The organism is Streptomyces sp. NPDC005004 (assembly GCF_053600675.1).
In genome coordinates this window covers 91,752-108,338 of the sequence record NZ_JBSGAH010000014.1, presented here as the reverse complement: position 1 = coordinate 108,338, position 16,587 = coordinate 91,752, and the positions used below count along the sequence as shown (strand labels likewise).

Annotated in this window: 22 protein-coding genes; 10 read left to right on the top strand and 12 right to left on the bottom strand. The window is 72.0% G+C overall.

Going from position 1 to position 16,587, the window contains the following annotated elements; genetic code table 11:
* Positions 1-320: 320 nt before the first annotated feature.
* From ACWEEU_RS21225 to ACWEEU_RS21200, 6 genes are read left to right on the top strand one after another with little or no spacing between them, the layout of a single operon-like run.
* Entirely contained in the window at positions 321-1,712 is a 1,392-nt protein-coding gene (locus ACWEEU_RS21225) for an ATP-binding protein (RefSeq protein ID WP_385745951.1), read from the top strand.
* A 5-nt stretch (positions 1,713-1,717) separates the two neighbouring features.
* A complete protein-coding gene (locus ACWEEU_RS21220; RefSeq protein ID WP_018547271.1) occupies positions 1,718-2,146 on the top strand; it encodes a roadblock/LC7 domain-containing protein in 429 nt (142 codons plus the stop codon).
* Positions 2,143-2,496, top strand: coding sequence for a DUF742 domain-containing protein (locus tag ACWEEU_RS21215; RefSeq protein WP_199584087.1), 354 nt, complete (start codon positions 2,143-2,145; stop codon positions 2,494-2,496). Before ACWEEU_RS21220 ends, ACWEEU_RS21215 begins: the two co-directional genes overlap by 4 nt.
* The gene (locus ACWEEU_RS21210) at positions 2,474-3,094 is read left to right on the top strand and encodes a GTP-binding protein (RefSeq protein ID WP_385745950.1); all 621 of its coding nucleotides are present in this window, start codon (positions 2,474-2,476) and stop codon (positions 3,092-3,094) included. Before ACWEEU_RS21215 ends, ACWEEU_RS21210 begins: the two co-directional genes overlap by 23 nt.
* Positions 3,091-4,296, top strand: a complete 1,206-nt coding sequence (locus ACWEEU_RS21205) for a cytochrome P450 (protein WP_451734218.1) — start codon at positions 3,091-3,093, stop codon at positions 4,294-4,296. Before ACWEEU_RS21210 ends, ACWEEU_RS21205 begins: the two co-directional genes overlap by 4 nt.
* A gap of 10 nt (positions 4,297-4,306) precedes the next feature.
* Entirely contained in the window at positions 4,307-5,560 is a 1,254-nt protein-coding gene (locus ACWEEU_RS21200) for a cytochrome P450 family protein (RefSeq protein ID WP_385745946.1), read from the top strand.
* 319 nt (positions 5,561-5,879) lie between these two features.
* Here ACWEEU_RS21200 and ACWEEU_RS21195 read toward each other — a convergent pair whose 3' ends face one another.
* The 11 genes from ACWEEU_RS21195 to gvpO all read right to left on the bottom strand — a co-directional run bounded on the left by ACWEEU_RS21195 (position 5,880) and on the right by gvpO (position 11,951).
* On the bottom strand, positions 5,880-6,311 hold the full coding sequence (locus ACWEEU_RS21195; protein ID WP_451734216.1) for a hypothetical protein: 432 nt from the start codon (positions 6,309-6,311) through the stop codon (positions 5,880-5,882).
* A 63-nt stretch (positions 6,312-6,374) separates the two neighbouring features.
* Positions 6,375-6,680 (bottom strand): gas vesicle protein K, encoded by a 306-nt coding sequence (locus ACWEEU_RS21190; RefSeq protein ID WP_385751166.1) that lies wholly within the window; start codon positions 6,678-6,680, stop codon positions 6,375-6,377.
* Between the two features lie 48 nt (positions 6,681-6,728).
* Positions 6,729-6,968, bottom strand: coding sequence for a gas vesicle protein (locus ACWEEU_RS21185; RefSeq protein ID WP_385751161.1), 240 nt, complete (start codon positions 6,966-6,968; stop codon positions 6,729-6,731).
* Positions 6,965-7,852: a GvpL/GvpF family gas vesicle protein gene (locus ACWEEU_RS21180; RefSeq protein ID WP_451734214.1), complete on the bottom strand. Its 888-nt coding sequence runs from the start codon at positions 7,850-7,852 to the stop codon at positions 6,965-6,967. The genes ACWEEU_RS21185 and ACWEEU_RS21180 overlap by 4 nt, the downstream gene beginning before the upstream one ends.
* Positions 7,845-8,285, bottom strand: coding sequence for a gas vesicle protein (locus ACWEEU_RS21175; protein WP_451734212.1), 441 nt, complete (start codon positions 8,283-8,285; stop codon positions 7,845-7,847). The genes ACWEEU_RS21180 and ACWEEU_RS21175 overlap by 8 nt, the downstream gene beginning before the upstream one ends.
* A gap of 33 nt (positions 8,286-8,318) precedes the next feature.
* Positions 8,319-9,473, bottom strand: coding sequence for an SRPBCC family protein (locus tag ACWEEU_RS21170; protein WP_385751152.1), 1,155 nt, complete (start codon positions 9,471-9,473; stop codon positions 8,319-8,321).
* Positions 9,466-10,065, bottom strand: coding sequence for a hypothetical protein (locus tag ACWEEU_RS21165; protein WP_451734210.1), 600 nt, complete (start codon positions 10,063-10,065; stop codon positions 9,466-9,468). Before ACWEEU_RS21165 ends, ACWEEU_RS21170 begins: the two co-directional genes overlap by 8 nt.
* A gap of 114 nt (positions 10,066-10,179) precedes the next feature.
* Positions 10,180-10,425, bottom strand: a complete 246-nt coding sequence (locus ACWEEU_RS21160; protein WP_385751147.1) for a gas vesicle protein GvpG — start codon at positions 10,423-10,425, stop codon at positions 10,180-10,182.
* A 40-nt stretch (positions 10,426-10,465) separates the two neighbouring features.
* Complete coding sequence (locus ACWEEU_RS21155; protein ID WP_385751144.1) at positions 10,466-11,176, bottom strand: GvpL/GvpF family gas vesicle protein; 711 nt, start codon at positions 11,174-11,176, stop codon at positions 10,466-10,468.
* 3 nt (positions 11,177-11,179) lie between these two features.
* Positions 11,180-11,614 (bottom strand): gas vesicle structural protein GvpA, encoded by a 435-nt coding sequence (locus ACWEEU_RS21150; RefSeq protein WP_385751141.1) that lies wholly within the window; start codon positions 11,612-11,614, stop codon positions 11,180-11,182.
* 25 nt (positions 11,615-11,639) lie between these two features.
* Positions 11,640-11,951 carry a gas vesicle protein GvpO gene (gvpO, locus tag ACWEEU_RS21145; protein WP_385751139.1) on the bottom strand — a complete coding sequence of 104 codons (312 nt, stop codon included), beginning with the start codon at positions 11,949-11,951 and terminating at the stop codon, positions 11,640-11,642.
* A gap of 212 nt (positions 11,952-12,163) precedes the next feature.
* On the opposite strand from gvpO, the gene ACWEEU_RS21140 reads away from it, so the two are divergent.
* From ACWEEU_RS21140 to ACWEEU_RS21130, 3 genes are all read left to right on the top strand, one after another.
* Positions 12,164-12,808 carry a dihydrofolate reductase family protein gene (locus tag ACWEEU_RS21140; RefSeq protein ID WP_451734207.1) on the top strand — a complete coding sequence of 215 codons (645 nt, stop codon included), beginning with the start codon at positions 12,164-12,166 and terminating at the stop codon, positions 12,806-12,808.
* A 148-nt stretch (positions 12,809-12,956) separates the two neighbouring features.
* Complete coding sequence (locus ACWEEU_RS21135; RefSeq protein ID WP_451734203.1) at positions 12,957-13,451, top strand: hypothetical protein; 495 nt, start codon at positions 12,957-12,959, stop codon at positions 13,449-13,451.
* Between the two features lie 106 nt (positions 13,452-13,557).
* The gene (locus tag ACWEEU_RS21130; RefSeq protein ID WP_451734201.1) at positions 13,558-14,523 is read left to right on the top strand and encodes an SDR family NAD(P)-dependent oxidoreductase; all 966 of its coding nucleotides are present in this window, start codon (positions 13,558-13,560) and stop codon (positions 14,521-14,523) included.
* A gap of 88 nt (positions 14,524-14,611) precedes the next feature.
* Here the strand turns inward: ACWEEU_RS21130 and ACWEEU_RS21125 are convergent, their stop codons facing one another.
* A complete protein-coding gene (locus ACWEEU_RS21125) occupies positions 14,612-15,550 on the bottom strand; it encodes an NADP-dependent oxidoreductase (RefSeq protein ID WP_451734297.1) in 939 nt (312 codons plus the stop codon).
* Between the two features lie 88 nt (positions 15,551-15,638).
* Between ACWEEU_RS21125 and ACWEEU_RS21120 the strand changes: the two genes are divergently transcribed.
* Positions 15,639-16,583, top strand: a complete 945-nt coding sequence (locus ACWEEU_RS21120) for a GlxA family transcriptional regulator (protein ID WP_451734199.1) — start codon at positions 15,639-15,641, stop codon at positions 16,581-16,583.
* Positions 16,584-16,587 lie beyond the last annotated feature (4 nt).

The following is a 16,587-nucleotide window of genomic DNA, read 5'->3' as shown; positions in this document are numbered from 1 at the left end:
GGGCCACGTGAGTGGGCTCCGCAGGGAACGGCCCCGCTGGACATCCCGGTTCGCTCGACGCCGCCACCACACGCTCCGGTCCGTCGCACACGCGCGCCCCGCAGCGCGACCCGGCCGATCCCCAGCAGGAGTTCAGTCATGCGTCTCTTACGGGCAGCCCGTACCGCTCGCGCCTCGTCGGCGCCACCGGAGGCGCACGGACCGACGGCCGGGTTACGGGCCACGGCGACGCCGTCGACGGACGACGCGGGCACCCCGTCCCGCCACCGCGTCCGGCCGGCCACCGACTCCCCCCGCACCATCGTCGCGAGGACGGCCCGATGACCGAACTGATCCTGTTCCTGGCGCTCGTGGCGGTCGGCGCCGCCGCGGTGACGTACTACGCGCGGGTCGCCGCGCGCCGACGGCGACGCGCCGAGCGACTGCAGGAACGCGCCGAGACCCTCTCCCAGCAGCTGCGCGCCGCCGAGCAGTACGTCGGGAGGGTCACGGCCTCGGTCGCCTCCCCCACGACCGAGCCGGTCACCGCGCCGGTCCTGCCGCCGCAGCTCGCCGGCACCCCGCTCGCCCACGCGCTGACCGCACTGAGCGAGGAGACCCGCAACGCCGTGGCGCTCGCGGAGCGGCGTGCGGAGGAGCGGTCCGAGCAGCGGGCCGCCGGGATCCAGAAGGCGGCGGACGCCCGAGTCGCCGATGCCCGGCGGGAGTCGGTCGACGTCGCCCGCGCCACGGTGCGCGCCTTCGCCTCCAGTCTGGTGCAGCGGGCGAAGAACCTGAGCCGGTCGGTCAGCGCCGGGGTGCGCAAGGTGCACATCTCCGACGAGGCGTACGCCACGCTCAACGAGATCGACCATCTCTCCCAGCAGATGCTGCTCATCGCCTCCGGCTTCTCCGTCCTCGCCGGGGACAAGCTCTCCGCCCGCTGGCGGGCGACCACCCTCACCGACATCGTGCGCGCCGCCATGGGCCGCGTCGAGGGGTACGAGCGCGTCCAGCACCCGGAGATGGAGACCCTCGCGGTCGAGAGCCGGGCCGTCGAGGCCGTGATCCACACCCTCGCGGTGCTGCTCAGCAACGCCCTGCGCTACTCGCCGCCCGCCGCACGCGTGCACGTCACCCTCGACCACGGCCACAACGCGGCCTTCCTGATCGTGGACGACGCCGGACTGCGCATGGACGACGAGCGGGTGCTGTGGGCCCGCAAGGTGCTCTCCGGCGAGCAGCGCGACGACATCACCGCGCTCGGCGCCTACCCGCAGACCGGGCTCCGGGTGGCCGCCGCGCTGGCCAAGGACTACGGCTTCCGCGTCGACATCACCACGCCGAACATCTACGGCGGCACCCGTGCCGTCATCGTGCTCCCGCAGAACCTGCTGACCAGCCCCGAGTCGGTCAGGTCTGCGCAGGCCCGCGCCGCCCGCACCAGGGCCGTCCTCCCGGCGCAGCAGACGCAGAGCGCGCCGGAGCGGACCCGGCCGGAGCCGTCCACCACGACGGCGAGCGGCCTCACCGTCCGCAGGCGCGCCCCGCGCACCGCAGCCAGCGGCTCCGCTTCCGCCGGGCCGGGCACGCAGGCCGCCTCCGCCGCCAAGCCCGCCGCCCCGTCGGTCCAGCCGGGCAGCCCCGGCGTCGCCGCCTCCTGGATGGCGGGCACCCGGCGCGGCCGGGACCACCACAGCACCAGCACCCCCCGCACTGAAGAAGGACGTTGAACACCATGTCGGAGACTCACGCCAACTCCCTGGGCTGGCTGCTGGACGAACAGCTCGGCTCGGTCGAGGGGGTCCGGTACGCGGTGCTGGTGAGCGGCGACGGCCTGCTCAAGGCCCGTACGCACACCATCGACCAGGAGGGCGGCGAGAAGCTGGCCGCCCTGACCGCCTCGCTGCGGGCCTCCGCCAAGGCGTGGGACGAGTTCACCGGCGGTGGCGGAGTGCGCCAGCATCTCGTGGAGTGCGCGAACAACTTCTGCCTGACGACGGCCGCCGGGCAGAACACCACGCTGATGGTCTGTACGACCGGACCGCTGGCGGACGTCGGTCTCATCACCGACCACATGGTTCGCCTGGCGGTGCAGTTGGGCACGCAGCTCTCCACCGGCGAACGCACGCCGGTTCCCCAGCGTGACGGGAGTCTCGGGGCATGAGCGGGCCGCGGCGCGACCCGGACATGGTCCGGCCCTACGTCCGTACCGGCGGCCAGATCCGTCCACGGGACGACGTGCGCTGGGAGAGCGTGGTCATCGCCGCGACCGGCTCCGCCGGTGAACTCGCCACGGACGAACGCCGGGTGATGAGCCTGTTCTCACCCGGGTGCGGCGGCCTGGCCGTGGCCGACATCGCCGCCGCGCTGCAACTGCCGCCCTCCACCGTCCGCATTCTCGTCTCCCGCCTCATGGACACCGGCCGACTGACCAGCCCGGTCGCCGCCGACTCCGATCAGCCGCAGGACGACATTCTCGTAAGGGTGCTCCATGGACTTCGACAACTCCTCTGACCCGCCTGTCACTTACGTGCCCCACACGGTGACGCAGTCGGCCAAGATCGTGATAGCCGGCGGGTTCGGGGTGGGCAAGACAACCTTCATCGGCAGTGTGTCCGAGGTGCGGCCGCTGCGCATGGAGGAACCCATCACCGAGGTCAGCGTCGGCATCGACGACATGCGCGGCACCCCGGACAAGACCACCACCACCGTCGGCATGGACTTCGGCCGCATCCATCTGGTCGACGGCGCACTGGCGTTGTACCTGTTCGGGCTGCCCGGGCAGGTCCGCTTCAAGCCGCTGTGGGAGGACCTCTCCGAGGGCGCGCTCGGCTGTCTCGTGCTGGCCGACACCCGCGACCTCGACGCGAGCCACGGTGCCCTCGGCCTCCTTGAGGACCGGGGCACGCCGTACGCGGTCGCCATCAACACCTTCCCGGACGCCCCCGTCTACGCCGAGTCGGAGCTGCGCGAGGCCCTCGCGCTCGACCCCGGCACCCCGCTGACGAGCTGCGACGCCCGGGACCGCGTCTCCTCCCTGCGCGCCCTGATCACCCTCACGGAACACCTGGTCGGGCTCAGGCCCGCAGCGTCCCTGGAGCCCCTGCGATGACCTCCGCCGATCTCGAAGCCCCGGCCCGCATCCCGTTGTACACACCGGAGTTCGCGGCCGACCCGCACACCGCCTACGAGCGGATGCGCACCACGTACGGCGCGCTGGTGCCCGTGGAACTCTCCCCCGGCATCCCCGCCACCCTGGTGATCGGCTACGACGCCGCGCGCCGCATCCTCAACGACCCGCTGCGCTTCCCCGCCGACCCCCGGGTGTGGCAGAAGGCGGTGCCGCGCACGTGTCCGGTGCTGCCGATGATGGAGTGGCGGCCCAACGCGCTGCGCAGCGGCGGCACCGAGCACGCCCGCTACCGGGGCGCCAACACCGCGAGCCTGGACGCGGTGGACCAGCACCAACTCCGCACACTGGTCGAGAAGATCGCGGAGGAGGCGATCGCCGGGTTCGGCGACACCGGGCGGGCCGACCTGCTCACCCAGTACGCGTGGCCGATCAGTTTCCGGGTGCTGAGCGCGCTGCTGGGCTGCCCGGACGACATCGGGGCGCGCATCGCGGACGGCATGGCGAAGATCTTCGAGGCGAAGGACGCCGACCACGGCAACGCGCTTCTCGCCCAGGCGATCGGGGAGTTGGTGGGACTGCGCCGCGAACGCCCCGGCGACGACGTGACCTCCCGTCTCATCGCGCACGAAGCCGCCCTGGACGACGAGGAGATGGCCCACCAGCTCGTCACGCTCTACGGCGCGGGCATCGAGCCGCTGACCAACCTCATCGCCAACACCCAGTTGAAGATCCTCACCGACGAGGACTTCTCCGCCGAACTGCACGCCGGACAGTCGACGTTGCGCGACGCGCTGGACGCCGTCCTCTACAGCGACCCGCCGATGGCGAACTACTGCATCAGCTATCCGCCGTACCCCACGGACATCGACGGCTGTCTGCTCCCGGCCCACCAGCCGGTGGTGATCTCGCTGTCCGCCTGCAACAACGACCCCGAACTCACCCTCGGGATGCCCGCGTCGAGCGTCAGCGGCAACCGTGCCCACCTCGCGTGGAGCATCGGCCCCCACACCTGTCCGGCGCGCTCGCACGCGTACCTGATCGCGGAGACCGCGCTGAGTCATCTCCTCGACGCCATCCCGGAGATGGACCTCGCCGTCCCGGCGTCCGAACTGCGGTGGCGCCCCGGCCCGTTCCACCGCGCCCTGGAAGCCCTCCCCGTCCTGTTCCCCGTCCATCGCTGAAGGAGCCCGCGTGCCCGAACAGTCGATATCCGCGACCGAGCAGTCCGTCCTCGTCCTGGACCCCACCGGCGCCGACCACCACGCCGAGCTGAAGGCGCTGCGCGCCCGGGGTGCGGCCACCCAGGTGGACATCCTCGGCGTCACCGCGTGGTCCGTGACCGACCCCGACTTCCTCAAGCAGCTCCTGACCAGCCCTGACGTGTCCAAGGACGCCCGCGCCCACTGGCCCGGCTTCCAGGACGCGCTGACCTCCTGGCCGCTCGTGCTCTGGGTCGCGGTCAGCAACATGTTCACCGCGTACGGCGGCGACCACCGCAGGCTGCGCCGCCTGGTCGCGCCCGCCTTCAGCGCCCGCCGCATCGCCGTGCTCAAACCGGTGGTCGAGGAGACGGTGAAGGATCTCCTGGACGCTCTCGACGCCCGTCCCGCCGACGAAGTGACAGACCTGCGCGAGCAGTTGGCGTACCCGTTGCCGATCACGGTGATCGGCCGGCTCATGGGCGTGCCCGTGGACCAGACCGCCGTGTTCCGCACCACGGTGGACGGTGTCTTCGACACCACGCTGACGACCGAGGAGGCCATGAAGAACACGGCCGGCCTCTACGCGGCGCTGGACGAGCTGATCGCGGCCAAGCGCGCCGAGCCCGGCGACGACATGACCTCCCTGCTGGTCGCCACCCGCGACGAGGAGGGCGACGGCAAGGGCATGACGGACGAGGAGCTGCGCGACACTCTCCTGCTGGTGATCAGCGCGGGGTACGAGACCACGGTCAACGCCATCGACCAGGCCGTCACCGCGCTGCTGGCCGACCCCGAGCAGCTCGAACACCTGCGGGCCGGGCGCGCGACGTGGGAGGACGTGGTCGAGGAGACGCTGCGGTTCGAGCCCTCGGTCAAGCACCTTCCGCTGCGCTACGCCGTCAGGGACGTCACGCTGCCCGACGGCCGGGTCATCGCCGAGGGCGACGCGATCCTCGCCTCCTACGCCGCGGCCAACCGCCACCCGGACTGGCACGGTCCGACCGCCGACCAGTTCGACGTGACCCGCCTCTCCAAGGAGCACCTCGCCTTCGGACACGGCGTCCACTTCTGCATCGGGGCACCGCTGGCCCGCATGGAGATCGCCACCGCGCTGCGGCAGCTCTTCGAGCGCTTCCCGGACATGGAACCGGCCGTTCCCGCCGACGAGTTGAAGCCGGTCCACTCCATGATCAGCAACGGTCACCAGAGCCTGCCGGTCCGGCTGCGGCCTGCCGCCGGCTGACCGATACGGCGACCCGGTCCGGCGCGCGAGGGGGCGTGCGGCGGTCCGGGGCGGTTCACCGTCCGTCCCCGGGTTCGAATCAGCGCCCCAGGTGGACGGCGCCCGCCCAGTGGGCCGGTGCGGTCATGCTCTCGTCCCGCTCGCGCCCGGGCGGGTGGGAGCCGCATCCAGCCGGGCCGGGACACGTCTCTCCACCCGGCTCCGCCGCTCGCCGCCGTCGACGGGCCGCAGGGCGTGCGGCATGACCAGGCCGGTCCCGCCGTTCGAACGGCGGGACCGGCCTGGTGATGGGCTCTGGGGTGCGGCCCGGCGCGGGGGCTCAGATGCGGCCGCCGGTGAGCCGGGTCAGGGGGCCCACCTGGGGCTTGGCCGTGGAGCGGCCTATCGCGAAGGCGGCACCGGCGACGCCCGCCACGGCCGCCGCGGTTCCGGCGGCGATCGCCTTGCGGTGCTTGACGACCGTCCACGCCGACCCGGCGGCCGCGGCGACCTTGGCGGCGTTGGCCGTGACGGCCTGCTGGCCGCTCCGGAGGCCGACGGCCGCCGCGCGGCTCACGCGCTGGGCGGCCTGACCGGCCGACTGGACACCGGAGGCCGTGGAGTCCGTCGCCTCGCGCGCCGTCTCCTTGGCGTCCAGCGCCGTCTCCTTCGCCTCGCGGGCGGTGTCCCGCGCGGTGGCCGTCCGAGAAGCGGCGGCCTTCTTGGCGCCGTTGGCGGTCGAATTCCGGGTGTTCTTGTTCTCGGTGGTCATGATGCTCCTTCTGTCCTCGGGTCGGTAACTCAAACAGGCTTTCGGCGCGGCGTCGGAAATGACTCAGAATTCCCTCGGAAGCAGTGATCCCAGCGGACCGAGATCCATATTCAGATCGTCCATGGTGAGGCCGTACCGTTCACACAGTTCCTCCATCCGTTCCTGGAGGATCATCAACGTGACACCGATGCGTTCCTCCTGTTCCTCGCTGAGATCTCCCTGGTCGACGCGGTGGATCGCGGTGCGCTCCATGAGCTGGCGCAGCAGTTCCACGATGGTGAGGACCAGTTTGACGAGATCCCGCTCCACCGTGTCGGGGTCCGTCTTCCATCGCTGGTGCGCATTTCCGGTGGAGGTGGCGCCGGTCATGTTCAGCAGACGGTCGGCGAGGGCGTCCACGGAGGTTTCGGGCATGGTTCAGAACTCCTGACCGCGCGGGGAGGGAAAAGCCTCCTGGGGTGCCGGTTCGTCCGAGGTGATCGACCGGATGACCGCGCGGAGATTGATGTGGACCAGATCCACGTCGGCGATGCACAGCACCAGATCGCCGGTGAGGACGGCACCGCCGGTCAGCAGGCGGTCCAGCAGGTCGATGAGGGCGACGGGCGGCCCCGAGAGGGGCTCGGGGTCGTGGACGCCGACGGTACGCACGCTCATGCGGACCTCCCCCCGGCGGGGGCCTGCCGCTGGGCCTCGGCGGCCGACGGGGGCACCTGAGCGTGTCCGGCACCCCCGGCCTCAGCCGCCTCACCTGCATCAGCCGCCTCCCCCGCCCCCGTCGCGAACGAGTACGGCGCCCACGGCCCGGTCACCTCGACCCCGACCCCCGGCCGGGTGAGCGAACCGAGCCGCGCGCGGAACTCCTCCACCGCGCCCACCGGCACGAGGTACGCCTCGTTCGCCACGTTCTCGCCCCGCCCCTCGGACCACTCGCCCTGCTGGGGCCGGTGCGACACGCGGGCCGCCGCCAGTGCCCCCGCCTCCCGCGCCGCGACCTCCGCCAGGTCGGCCGCGACGCGGTACGCGTTCCGTACGGTGTCCCGCTGGGCACGGCGGCGCCGCAGATAGGCGCGCCCCGGCGAGGTGCCGGCCGCCTCGGATTCCGGGGACGCCGGTGCCGGCGCGGCGGCCCGCGCCACGGCGTACACCTTCACGCCGAGTTCCACGTGACCGTCGAGCAGGTCCAGCAGCTCGCCGAACGGCACCCGCCGTTCCTCCAGCATCGCCGCGACCCGTGCCTCGTCGCGGTACACCGTGGCGAGCCGCATCGGCAGGACCGTCGTCCCGGCGAAGGCGGCGTCCACGACGGCGTGGTGCGCGCGGGCGAGGCGTTCGAGGCGGTCCAGGTCCTCCAGCTGGGCGGTGAGAGTGGCCTCTTCGAACCGGTCGGCCGGGACGCCGGACACCAGGGCGGTGAGCCCGCCGCCACGCACGGTGTGGAGGGAGTGGCCGTCCACTCCGGTGACCAGGCCCGTCACCCGGTCCAGCGCCTCCTCGTCCCGCCCGACGGCGTAGACGTACCGCAGTTCCGTGTCACTCATGGCCGGACCTCCCCCCGGGCTCCGCCTCGGGCTCCGCCTCGGGCTCCGCCTCGGGAGCGGCCTCCGCCTCGGAGGTGAGCGCCGGACCGGACGCCGCGCGCAGCCGGGCGATCTCGGCGCGCAACCGCTCGTTCTCCTCGGTGAGCTGGGCGGCCGGGGCGCGGGAGGGCGCACGCGAGGACAGGGAGGGGTCGTGCTCCCACCAGTCGATGCCCATCTCCTTGGCCTTGTCGACCGAGGCCACCAGCAGGCGGAGTTTGATGGTGAGCAGCTCGATGTCGAGCAGATTGATCTGGATGTCACCCGCGATCACGACGCCCTTGTCGAGGACTCGCTCCAGGATGTCGGCGAGGTTCGCGGACGATCCCTGTCCCCCGTAAGGGGACGCGGAGCGCGTGGGAGCGGGCAGGCGGCCGCTGAGTGATTCGGTCACGTCGTCAACCCTTGTCTGTCGGACGGTCCTTGCTCACGCCCGCGCGTCGGCGGTGCGCCGGCGCCGGGAGCCGCGGGAGGCGGGCTCGTCGTCGGAGGGCTCGGGTTCCTCGTCGGCGGCCTCGGCCTCCTCGTCGGACAGCTCGGCCTCGTCCTCGTACTCCTCGGGCTCCTCCTCGTCGTACGGCTCCTCGTCCGCCAACTCGTCGTCGTAGCCCTCGGGTTCGTCCTCGTCGTACGACTCGTCCCCGGGGGCGTCCTCGGACGCCTCGTCCTCGGCGGCGTAGGAGTCGTCGTCCTCCGGCGCGTCCGAGTCCTCGGAGCCCTCCAACTGCTGCGACTCCTCCGCCTCTTCGCGCTCGACCGCCTCCTCGTGCGGGACCACGACCTCGCCGTCGCGGATCTCACCGCGCCAGCCGTCGGTCGCCTCGCCGCGCATCATGAGGAACTTGCGGTAGAGCTTGAGGTCGAGGCGGGCGCGGCGGCCCTGGGCGCGCCAGATGTTGCCCGTCTTCTCGAACAGGCCCTTGGGGAAGTACTCCAGGACCAGCAGCACCTTGGTGAGGTCGTCGGTGACGGCGTGGAAGGTGACGACGCCCTTGACGGTGCCCTTGGCGCCCTCGGTCGTCCAGGTGATCCGCTCGTCGGGGACCTGCTCGGTGACGTTGGCCTTCCAGCTCCGGGTGGACTTGGCGACCTTGACCTTCCAGTTGCTGCTGGTGTCGTCCGCCTTCTCGACGCTCACCACGCCCTTGGCGAAGGTGCTGAACTCCTGGAACTGGGTCCACTGGTCGTACGCCTCGCGCACCGGCACGCCCACGTCGATGTCCTCGACGATGGTGACGCTCTTGGATTTGCCGCCGCCCGCCTTGCGTCCCTTGCCGAACAGGCCCTTGACCTTGTCCTTGACGCTCTCCTTGAGGTGGGAGACGCCCGCGCTCACCGCGGCCTGTGCCGGGGACCTGCCCTCGGACAGCGCCTGCCCGCCCTTGGCCAGGCTCTTGAGCGGGCCGGAGGCACCGCCGGGCTCCGCCAGCTTGGAAACGCCCTCGCCGAGCCGCCGGCCGAGTCCGGTCACGGTGTGCTCGGCACGCGCGACCAGGTAGTTGCGCAGCTCTTCCTTGAGGCGGTCGGTGGCGGGGTTCGACAGCACGTCCTCACGGATCTTGCCGACGGTGGAGTCAGGCATCGCTGTCACCGCCGCTCTTGCGCGTGGAGGTGGTCCGCTTCTTGGCACCGCGCGCGCCGCTCGCCTTGCCGGCGGCGGACTTCGCGGCGCCGGTGCGCTTGCGGGCGGTTCCCGCGGTACGGCGCGCACCGCCTTCGGCGGAGGAGCGGGCCCGCTTGGCGGGGGCGCGGCCGCTGCCGCCGGACGACGTGCGCCGGGCCGGTCCCTCGTCGCCGGAGTCGGCGGACTCGGCGGAGTCCTCCGCGTCGTCCGCGGCCTCGCCGTCGTCGTCCCGCACCGCGTCGGTGGCGCCCGTCGGGTCCTGCAACGCCTCGGTGCGCCGCGCGAGCGACGAGGCGAGCCCGGCCGCCCGCTGGGTGAGCGCCTCGGTGGCCGCCGTGCGCGTGGCGTCGACGAGCTGCGAGCGCACCTGGTCGTTGAGTCCGCCGAGCGCGGGCGAGTTGGCGATGAGCTTGCCGACCCGCCGGGGGTCGAGGTCGAGTTTCTTGCCGGCCAGGAACATGCCCAGCCCGAGGGCCAGTTTGGCCTTCTTCGTGCGCCCGAGGACGTATCCGCCCACGAGAGCGACGGCTATCTTGGCGTTCTTCGTCATGGTGTGTGCACCCCGGTTTCTTCCGTTCTTCTCTCGTCGCGGTTCGTCATGGACCGGCTCGGCCTCCTTGCCGCTCGCTCCCTGAACCCCGGTGCGGCTCGAACCCTGTGTTGCTCAACTCCCTTGCCGGTAACGTTCGATCTCGTCCAGCCGGTCGAGCAGCTCGTCCTCCAGGCGGTCGTACTCCTCCTCGGAGATCCGCCCCTCGGTCAACGCGTGTTCCAGCTCCGCAAGTTGTCGCCGTACCGGCCCGGGGTCGTAGTACTCGCGTTCCGCGGCCGTCAGCACCTGGTCGATGACCCACGCCGTGCCCCGGACGGGGGCGAGCGGGAGGGTGAGGATGCCGGTGATCAGGCCCATGGCCGACTCCCTTCCGGCGGTGGCCGTTCGCGTGGCCGGGTCAGACGAAGCTGTACGGCGGCAGCGGGCCGGTGAGGGTGAACGTGTAGGCGTCACCGAGCCGTTCGGCCTCGCGCTGCACGGCCTGGACGAACGTGTCCGTCTTCGCGTCCTCGACGAGGAACGACACACTGAGGATGTCGGTGCCGGCCTCGCCCGGGGACACGCTGGTCGCGGTGGGCGCCAGTGCGTCGGAGAGCGTCCGCGCCTCGGCGGCCCGGCGGGCCTCCACCTCGTGGGAGACCGTCTCGCCGAGGGCGATCCGCTCGTCGTGCGCGTCGGGGTCGGCCAGCGTGCGCTGACGCAGCTCCCGCACCCGGTCGGAGGTGTTGACGATCTCGCGCAGCAGGTCGTCCTCGTCGCGGACGACCCGCAGGTGGTACTCGACCTGGCCGTCGAGCTGGGCCAGACGGTCGCGGTAGCCGTCGCTCTCCGCGTCCAGCGCCGCCGCGACCTGGTCGTCGTCCGGCGCGAGGAGTCCGAAGCGCATGGGGAGCGTCGCGCCGTCGGCCATCAGCGCCTCCAGGACGCTCTGATGGGCACGGACGTCACGGCGCTTGGCGCGCAGCCCCTCGGGCGCGTCGCTGACCACCGCGGTGAGCGTGTCGGTCCGTACCGTCCGCAGCTCGGCCGGGGGTTCGCCGACACCCCGTACGTCGTCGAGGTGCAGGGGATGGTCGGCACCGGTGATGCCGTAGACGTAGGTGGGCACTTCTCACTCCTCGCGGCGGGACGACTGGCGGCTGGACGTCGACTTGCGGGCCGTGCGCTTGCGCGGCTCCTCCTCGGGCTCGTCGTGCTTGCCCTGGAGGGAGTCGGTGAACGCCTCGACCGCTCCGGTCAGCGCTCCTTTCGACTTCCCCTTCGCCCCGCTCTCGGTCATGTCGCCCACGAGATCGGTCAGCTGGCTCGGCGCCTTGCGGCCCGACTCCAGGTCGAGGCGGTTGCACGCCTCCGCGAAGCGGAGGTAGGTGTCCACGCTGGCGACGACGACCCGTACGTCGATCTTGAGGATCTCGATGCCGACCAGCGAGACGCGCACGAACGCGTCGATCACGAGCCCTCGGTCGAGGATGAGTTCGAGGACGTCGTAGAGATTTCCCGATCCGCTGCCCCCGGAGGTGGTACTGCTCTGTTGGACGAGTGCCATGGTGAGCTCCTTTCCGTCGGTCCGTTCAACGTCGGTCGATCTGGCCCCTGGCGTAACGGCGCAGCCGTTCGTACCCGAGGAGGCGGCCGCGGTGGTCGAGCTCGATGCGGTAGGACGCCATGACGCTCATCGTGTCCGGCACCTTTTCCAGCTCGACCACTTCGACTTCCGCGGACCACCCGTCATCGGTGGCCCGCACCGCCGAAACGGCGCCCGCCTCGCGTTGCAGCAAGGCGGAGAGCTGACTGCCCGCCCGGCTGACGACCGTCGGCAGGTCCAGCCGCTCCTCCGCGTCCTTGCCGTCCTTCTGGCTTTCGTCGTCGCTGCTGCTGCTCATGAACTCCGCCCGCCGGAAGCTTTCTTGAAGACGGTCTTCATCCGTCCTCTACGACTTCTGCTTCGCGTGCCCGTGCGACTCTCACGTATGCCTCGCGTCTGCCCGGGTGTGCGCGGACGGACCCCGTACCCACCCGATGACTTTCGTCGTTCCACACGGTCCAAGCCCCGTCGGCACCGCGCCGGCACCGGCTTCCGCTTCGGAGGAAACACATGACTCAACTGCTGAGGGTCCAGAACTTCAACGTCTCGAGCGACGGGATCGGCGCCGGGGAGGACCAGACGCTTGAACGGCCGTTCGGTCATGTCGATCCCGGGCGGCTGTTCGCCTGGGCCGGGGCGACGGCGAGCTGGCCCATGCGGACCGAGCCCGGCGGCAGCCGGGGACTGGACGACTACCTCACCCGGGACTACCCGCGGAACATCGGCGCCGAGATCATGGGCCGCAACAAGTTCGGCCCCGTGCGCGGTCCGTGGCAGGGCGACGAGTGGCGAGGCTGGTGGGGCGACGAACCCCCGTTCCACACCCCCGTCTTCGTGCTGACCCACCACGAGCGTCCCCCGCTGACGCTCTCGGACACCACGTTCCACTTCGTCTCGGGCGACCCGGCGACGGTCCTCGCGCAGGCCCGGGAGGCCGCGCAGGGCAAGGACGTCCGGCTCGGCGGCGGCGTCTCGACCATCCGCCAGTTCCTCGACGCCGACCTGGTCGACACGCTCCACGTGACGGTCTCGCCCTTCAAGCTCGGCCACGGACTGCGCCTGTGGGACTCCCCCGACGAACTCCTCGACCGCTTCCACATGGACGTCGTGCCGAGCCCGAGCGGCGTGACGCACCACCTGTTCTGGCGGAAGTAGCGCGCGGTTCCGGCGGCAGCGGCGCACGGTGTTCCGGCGGCGGCACGCGCCGCCCCGGCCGGCGGCCGCCCGTGTCGCGCGACCCCCGCCGTGGCTCCGGTGATCGTTCCCGGCGCGGTGGTTTCATGGCGATGCGTCCGGGTACCGCGTGGCGAACGCCCGGCGCGCTGGACGGCGCGCCGGGCGGCGGGCCGACGACGGTGTGGGCGCGCTGCGCGGCGAGCAGACCGAGCGGAACGAGGAACCGGAGACGACGGGCGAGCACGAGGAGCCGGAGACGGGCGGCCTGCTGCGCCGCCTCCCCGACACCATGCTGACGGTACCGATCGCGCTCCTGGCGGGTTCCCTGGCCGTCGGGGTGTTCCCGTCGGTGGCGGAGGCGGTGGGCCGCGCGGTGGACGAGATGCTGGGTTCCGCCTCGTCCCCGCCGCCGGAGTGGACCCCGCCCGGCGTCCTCCTGGACCTGCTCTCCTCGGCCCTCGCCGTCGCCCTGGCGGCGTGGGCGGTGGCCCACCCCGTCTCGTCCCGCCTGCACACCTGGACGACCCCGCTGCGCCGACTGCACTCGGGGCACATCGGGGACTATGTGGCGTGGCTGGTGGTGGGGACGGTGGTGGTGGCGGTGCTGGCATTGCCGGGGTGAGGGGGCGCGAGGGGAGGGCGTGAGGGCCGGGTTCAGGCGGCCGGTGTCCTGAATCCCGGGTGTCCCGCTTGACTTCGAGCGCACTCCAATTCGTAGCGTTCCGGGCATGAGCACTCCTGCACAGCACAAGATCGGTTCAGGCTTCGGCGCCGACACCACCGCCGACGAGGTCCTGCACGGCATCGACCTCACCGGGAAGCTCGCGATCGTCACCGGTGGCTACTCGGGCCTCGGCCTGGAGACGACCCGCGCGCTCACGAAGGCGGGCGCGCACGTCGTCGTACCGGCGCGCCGTCCCGACGTGGCCCGAGAGGCACTGGCGGACCTCGACGGCGTCGAGGTGGACGAGCTGGACCTCGGCGACCTGGAGAGCGTACGGGGGTTCGCCGAGCGGTTCCTGGCCTCCGGCCGCACCGTCGACATCCTGATCGACAACGCCGGGATCATGGCGTGCCCGGAGACCCGGGTGGGCCCCGGCTGGGAGACCCAGTTCGCCACCAACCACCTCGGCCACTACGCCCTGGTCAACCGCCTGTGGCCGGCGCTCGCGGAGGGCGGCGCCCGGGTGGTCTCCGTCTCCTCCCGCGGCCACCACCTCTCGCCCATCCGCTGGGACGACGTCCAGTGGACCGAGGGCTACGACAAGTGGCAGGCGTACGGCCAGGCGAAGACGGCGAACGCCCTCTTCGCCCTCCACCTCGACAAGCTCGGCCGCGACGTGGGCGTCCGCGCCTTCTCCCTCCACCCGGGCGGCATCATGACCCCGCTCCAGCGCCACCTCGCCAAGGAGGAGATGGTCGAACGCGGCTGGATCGACGAACAGGGCAACCCCCTGAACCCCTCCGGCTTCAAGACCCCCGAGCAGGGCGCCGCCACCCAGGTCTGGGCCGCCACCTCCCCCCAGCTCGACACCCTCGGCGGCCTCTACCTCGAGGACTGCGACATCGCCGAACCCGCCCCCGAGGACGGCACCTGGGCCGGCGTGAAGCCCTGGGCCACCGACCCCGGGCAGGCGGCACGGCTGTGGGAGCTGTCGGCGGAACTGACGGGCGTGAACGCGTTCGGGAAGTAGTCCCCGGCACGACTCCGGCTCGCGTCGGCGGTGGGATTCGCCACCGCCGACGCGAGCCGGAGCGTCACCGCTGGAATCCGTCAGCCCGTCAGGACGCGTCAACCACCAGCACGATCTTGCCGGTCGTACGGTCCGTCTCCCCCAGCGCGTGCGCCTTCGCCGCCTCCGCCAGCGGAAACACCTCCTCGATGTGGGCCCGCAGCGCGCCGGCAGCCGCCAGTTCGGCGACCGCCTTCATCCCCGCCTGGTCGGCCTCCACGAGCAGCGTCTCCACCCGCACCCCACGCGCCTCGGCCTTCGCCCCCTCTTCCGGATCGGTACCGGGCAGCAGCGAGACGAGCACGCCACCGGGGCGCAGTACGTCGAGCGAACGTCCGCGGGTGTCGCCGGAGAGGGGGTCCAGCACCACGTCCACGTCCCGCACGGCGTCGCGGAAGTCGACGGACCGGTAGTCGATCACCTCGTCCGCGCCAAGTGACCGGAGAAACTCGTGCTTCGGCGCACTCGCCGTGCCGATCACGTGCGCCCCGAGGGACTTGGCGATCTGTACGGCGAGATGCCCGACCCCGCCGGCGGCCGCGTGCACCAACACCCGCTGACCGGGCTGGACGCGCGCGGTGTCCACGAGCGCCTGCCACGCCGTGAGCGCGGCCAGCGGGAGCGCCCCCGCCTGGACGTGGTCGATCGAGGCGGGCTTGTGCGTGAAGGCGCGGGCGGGTCCGGTGACGTACTCGGCATGGGAGCCGACGCCGTGCGGGTAGGGCAGCATCCCGAAGACCTCGTCACCGGGCTTGAAGAGGGTGACGCCGTAGCCGACCGCCTCCACGACACCGGAGACGTCCCAGCCGAGGACGAGGGGGAGCCGGTCGAGGAAGACGCGGTGGGCGCGGTGCTTCCAGTCGGTCGGGTTGAGACCGGCGGCACGGACGGAGACCAGGATCTCGCTCGGCCCAGGCTCGGGGCGGGGCAGCTCGGTCTCCTTGAGGACCTCGGGGCTGCCGTACTCGTCCTGGCTGATGGCGCGCATGGTGGCGTGATTCGTCATACGTCCAGGTTCGCCGGAGCCGCCCGCGCGTACCATGGCATGAAAGCCATCTTTCAACGGGATCGTGCCAATGACCGCTCACCGTGTCGTCGTCCTCGCCCTCGACGGGGTGTACCCCTTCGAGCTGGGCATCCCCAACCGGGTCTTCGGTTCGGCGGGCGGCCGCTACGAGGTGCTGACCTGCTCGGCCGACGGCGCTCCCGTCGCCACCAACTCCGACTTCTCGGTCACGGTCGGCCACGGACCCGAGGCGCTGGCCACGGCCGACACGGTGGTCCTGCCCCCGTTCGACATCGGCCGTCTCACCCGCGAGCTGTCCCGGAAGACCGGTGAGGCGCTCGCGGCCATACCGTCCGGCGCCCGGATCGTCTCCATCTGCACCGGCGCCTTCGTCCTGGCCGCCGCCGGCCGGCTCGACGGCCGCCCGGCCACCACCCACTGGGCCCTCGCGGACACCTTCCGCTCCTGGTACCCGCGGGTGGCCCTCGACCCGGACGTCCTCTTCGTGGACGACGACGACATCCTCACCTCGGCGGGCGCGGCCTCCGGCGTCGACGTCTGCCTGCACATCGTCCGGAAGGACCACGGCGCCGCCGTGGCCAACGAGGTGGCCCGCGCGTGCGTCGTCCCGCCGTGGCGGGACGGCGGCCAGGCACAGTACATCCGACGCCCGGTGCCCGAGGAGCCCGCCAGCGGCACGTCGGCCACTCGCCAGTGGGCCGTGGAACACCTCCACGAACCGCTGTCGCTCGCCCGACTGGCCACCCACGCCCGCATGAGCGTGCGCACCTTCGCCCGCCGCTTCACCGAGGAAGTCGGCACCAGCCCCGGCCGCTGGCTGATCCACCGCCGCCTCGACCGCGCGCGGCACCTCCTGGAAACCACCGACCTCCCGGTGGACGACATCGCCACCCAGGTCGGCTTCGCCACGGGCACGTCCCTGCGGGAGCACCTCCACGCGACGATCGGCGTGACGCCGGGGGCGTATCGGCGCACGTTCCGGGGGGCGGCGTAGGGGC

Excerpts from the sequence above, each read along its gene's own strand:
- ACWEEU_RS21180 (WP_451734214.1), bottom strand. The coding sequence starts at position 7,852 with ATGAGTGACACGGAACTGCGGTACGTCTACGCCGTCGGGCGGGACGAG.
- ACWEEU_RS21190 (WP_385751166.1), bottom strand. The coding sequence starts at position 6,680 with ATGACCGGCGCCACCTCCACCGGAAATGCGCACCAGCGATGGAAGACG.
- ACWEEU_RS21140 (WP_451734207.1), top strand. The coding sequence starts at position 12,164 with ATGACTCAACTGCTGAGGGTCCAGAACTTCAACGTCTCGAGCGACGGG.
- ACWEEU_RS21195 (WP_451734216.1), bottom strand. The coding sequence starts at position 6,311 with ATGACCACCGAGAACAAGAACACCCGGAATTCGACCGCCAACGGCGCC.
- gvpO (WP_385751139.1), bottom strand. The coding sequence starts at position 11,951 with ATGAGCAGCAGCAGCGACGACGAAAGCCAGAAGGACGGCAAGGACGCG.
- ACWEEU_RS21185 (WP_385751161.1), bottom strand. The coding sequence starts at position 6,968 with ATGAGCGTGCGTACCGTCGGCGTCCACGACCCCGAGCCCCTCTCGGGG.
- ACWEEU_RS21125 (WP_451734297.1), bottom strand. The coding sequence starts at position 15,550 with ATGCGCGCCATCAGCCAGGACGAGTACGGCAGCCCCGAGGTCCTCAAG.
- ACWEEU_RS21120 (WP_451734199.1), top strand. The coding sequence starts at position 15,639 with ATGACCGCTCACCGTGTCGTCGTCCTCGCCCTCGACGGGGTGTACCCC.
- ACWEEU_RS21165 (WP_451734210.1), bottom strand. The coding sequence starts at position 10,065 with ATGACGAAGAACGCCAAGATAGCCGTCGCTCTCGTGGGCGGATACGTC.
- ACWEEU_RS21160 (WP_385751147.1), bottom strand. The coding sequence starts at position 10,425 with ATGGGCCTGATCACCGGCATCCTCACCCTCCCGCTCGCCCCCGTCCGG.
- ACWEEU_RS21205 (WP_451734218.1), top strand. The coding sequence starts at position 3,091 with ATGACCTCCGCCGATCTCGAAGCCCCGGCCCGCATCCCGTTGTACACA.
- ACWEEU_RS21220 (WP_018547271.1), top strand. The coding sequence starts at position 1,718 with ATGTCGGAGACTCACGCCAACTCCCTGGGCTGGCTGCTGGACGAACAG.
- ACWEEU_RS21130 (WP_451734201.1), top strand. The coding sequence starts at position 13,558 with ATGAGCACTCCTGCACAGCACAAGATCGGTTCAGGCTTCGGCGCCGAC.
- ACWEEU_RS21215 (WP_199584087.1), top strand. The coding sequence starts at position 2,143 with ATGAGCGGGCCGCGGCGCGACCCGGACATGGTCCGGCCCTACGTCCGT.
- ACWEEU_RS21150 (WP_385751141.1), bottom strand. The coding sequence starts at position 11,614 with ATGGCACTCGTCCAACAGAGCAGTACCACCTCCGGGGGCAGCGGATCG.
- ACWEEU_RS21170 (WP_385751152.1), bottom strand. The coding sequence starts at position 9,473 with ATGCCTGACTCCACCGTCGGCAAGATCCGTGAGGACGTGCTGTCGAAC.
- ACWEEU_RS21210 (WP_385745950.1), top strand. The coding sequence starts at position 2,474 with ATGGACTTCGACAACTCCTCTGACCCGCCTGTCACTTACGTGCCCCAC.
- ACWEEU_RS21225 (WP_385745951.1), top strand. The coding sequence starts at position 321 with ATGACCGAACTGATCCTGTTCCTGGCGCTCGTGGCGGTCGGCGCCGCC.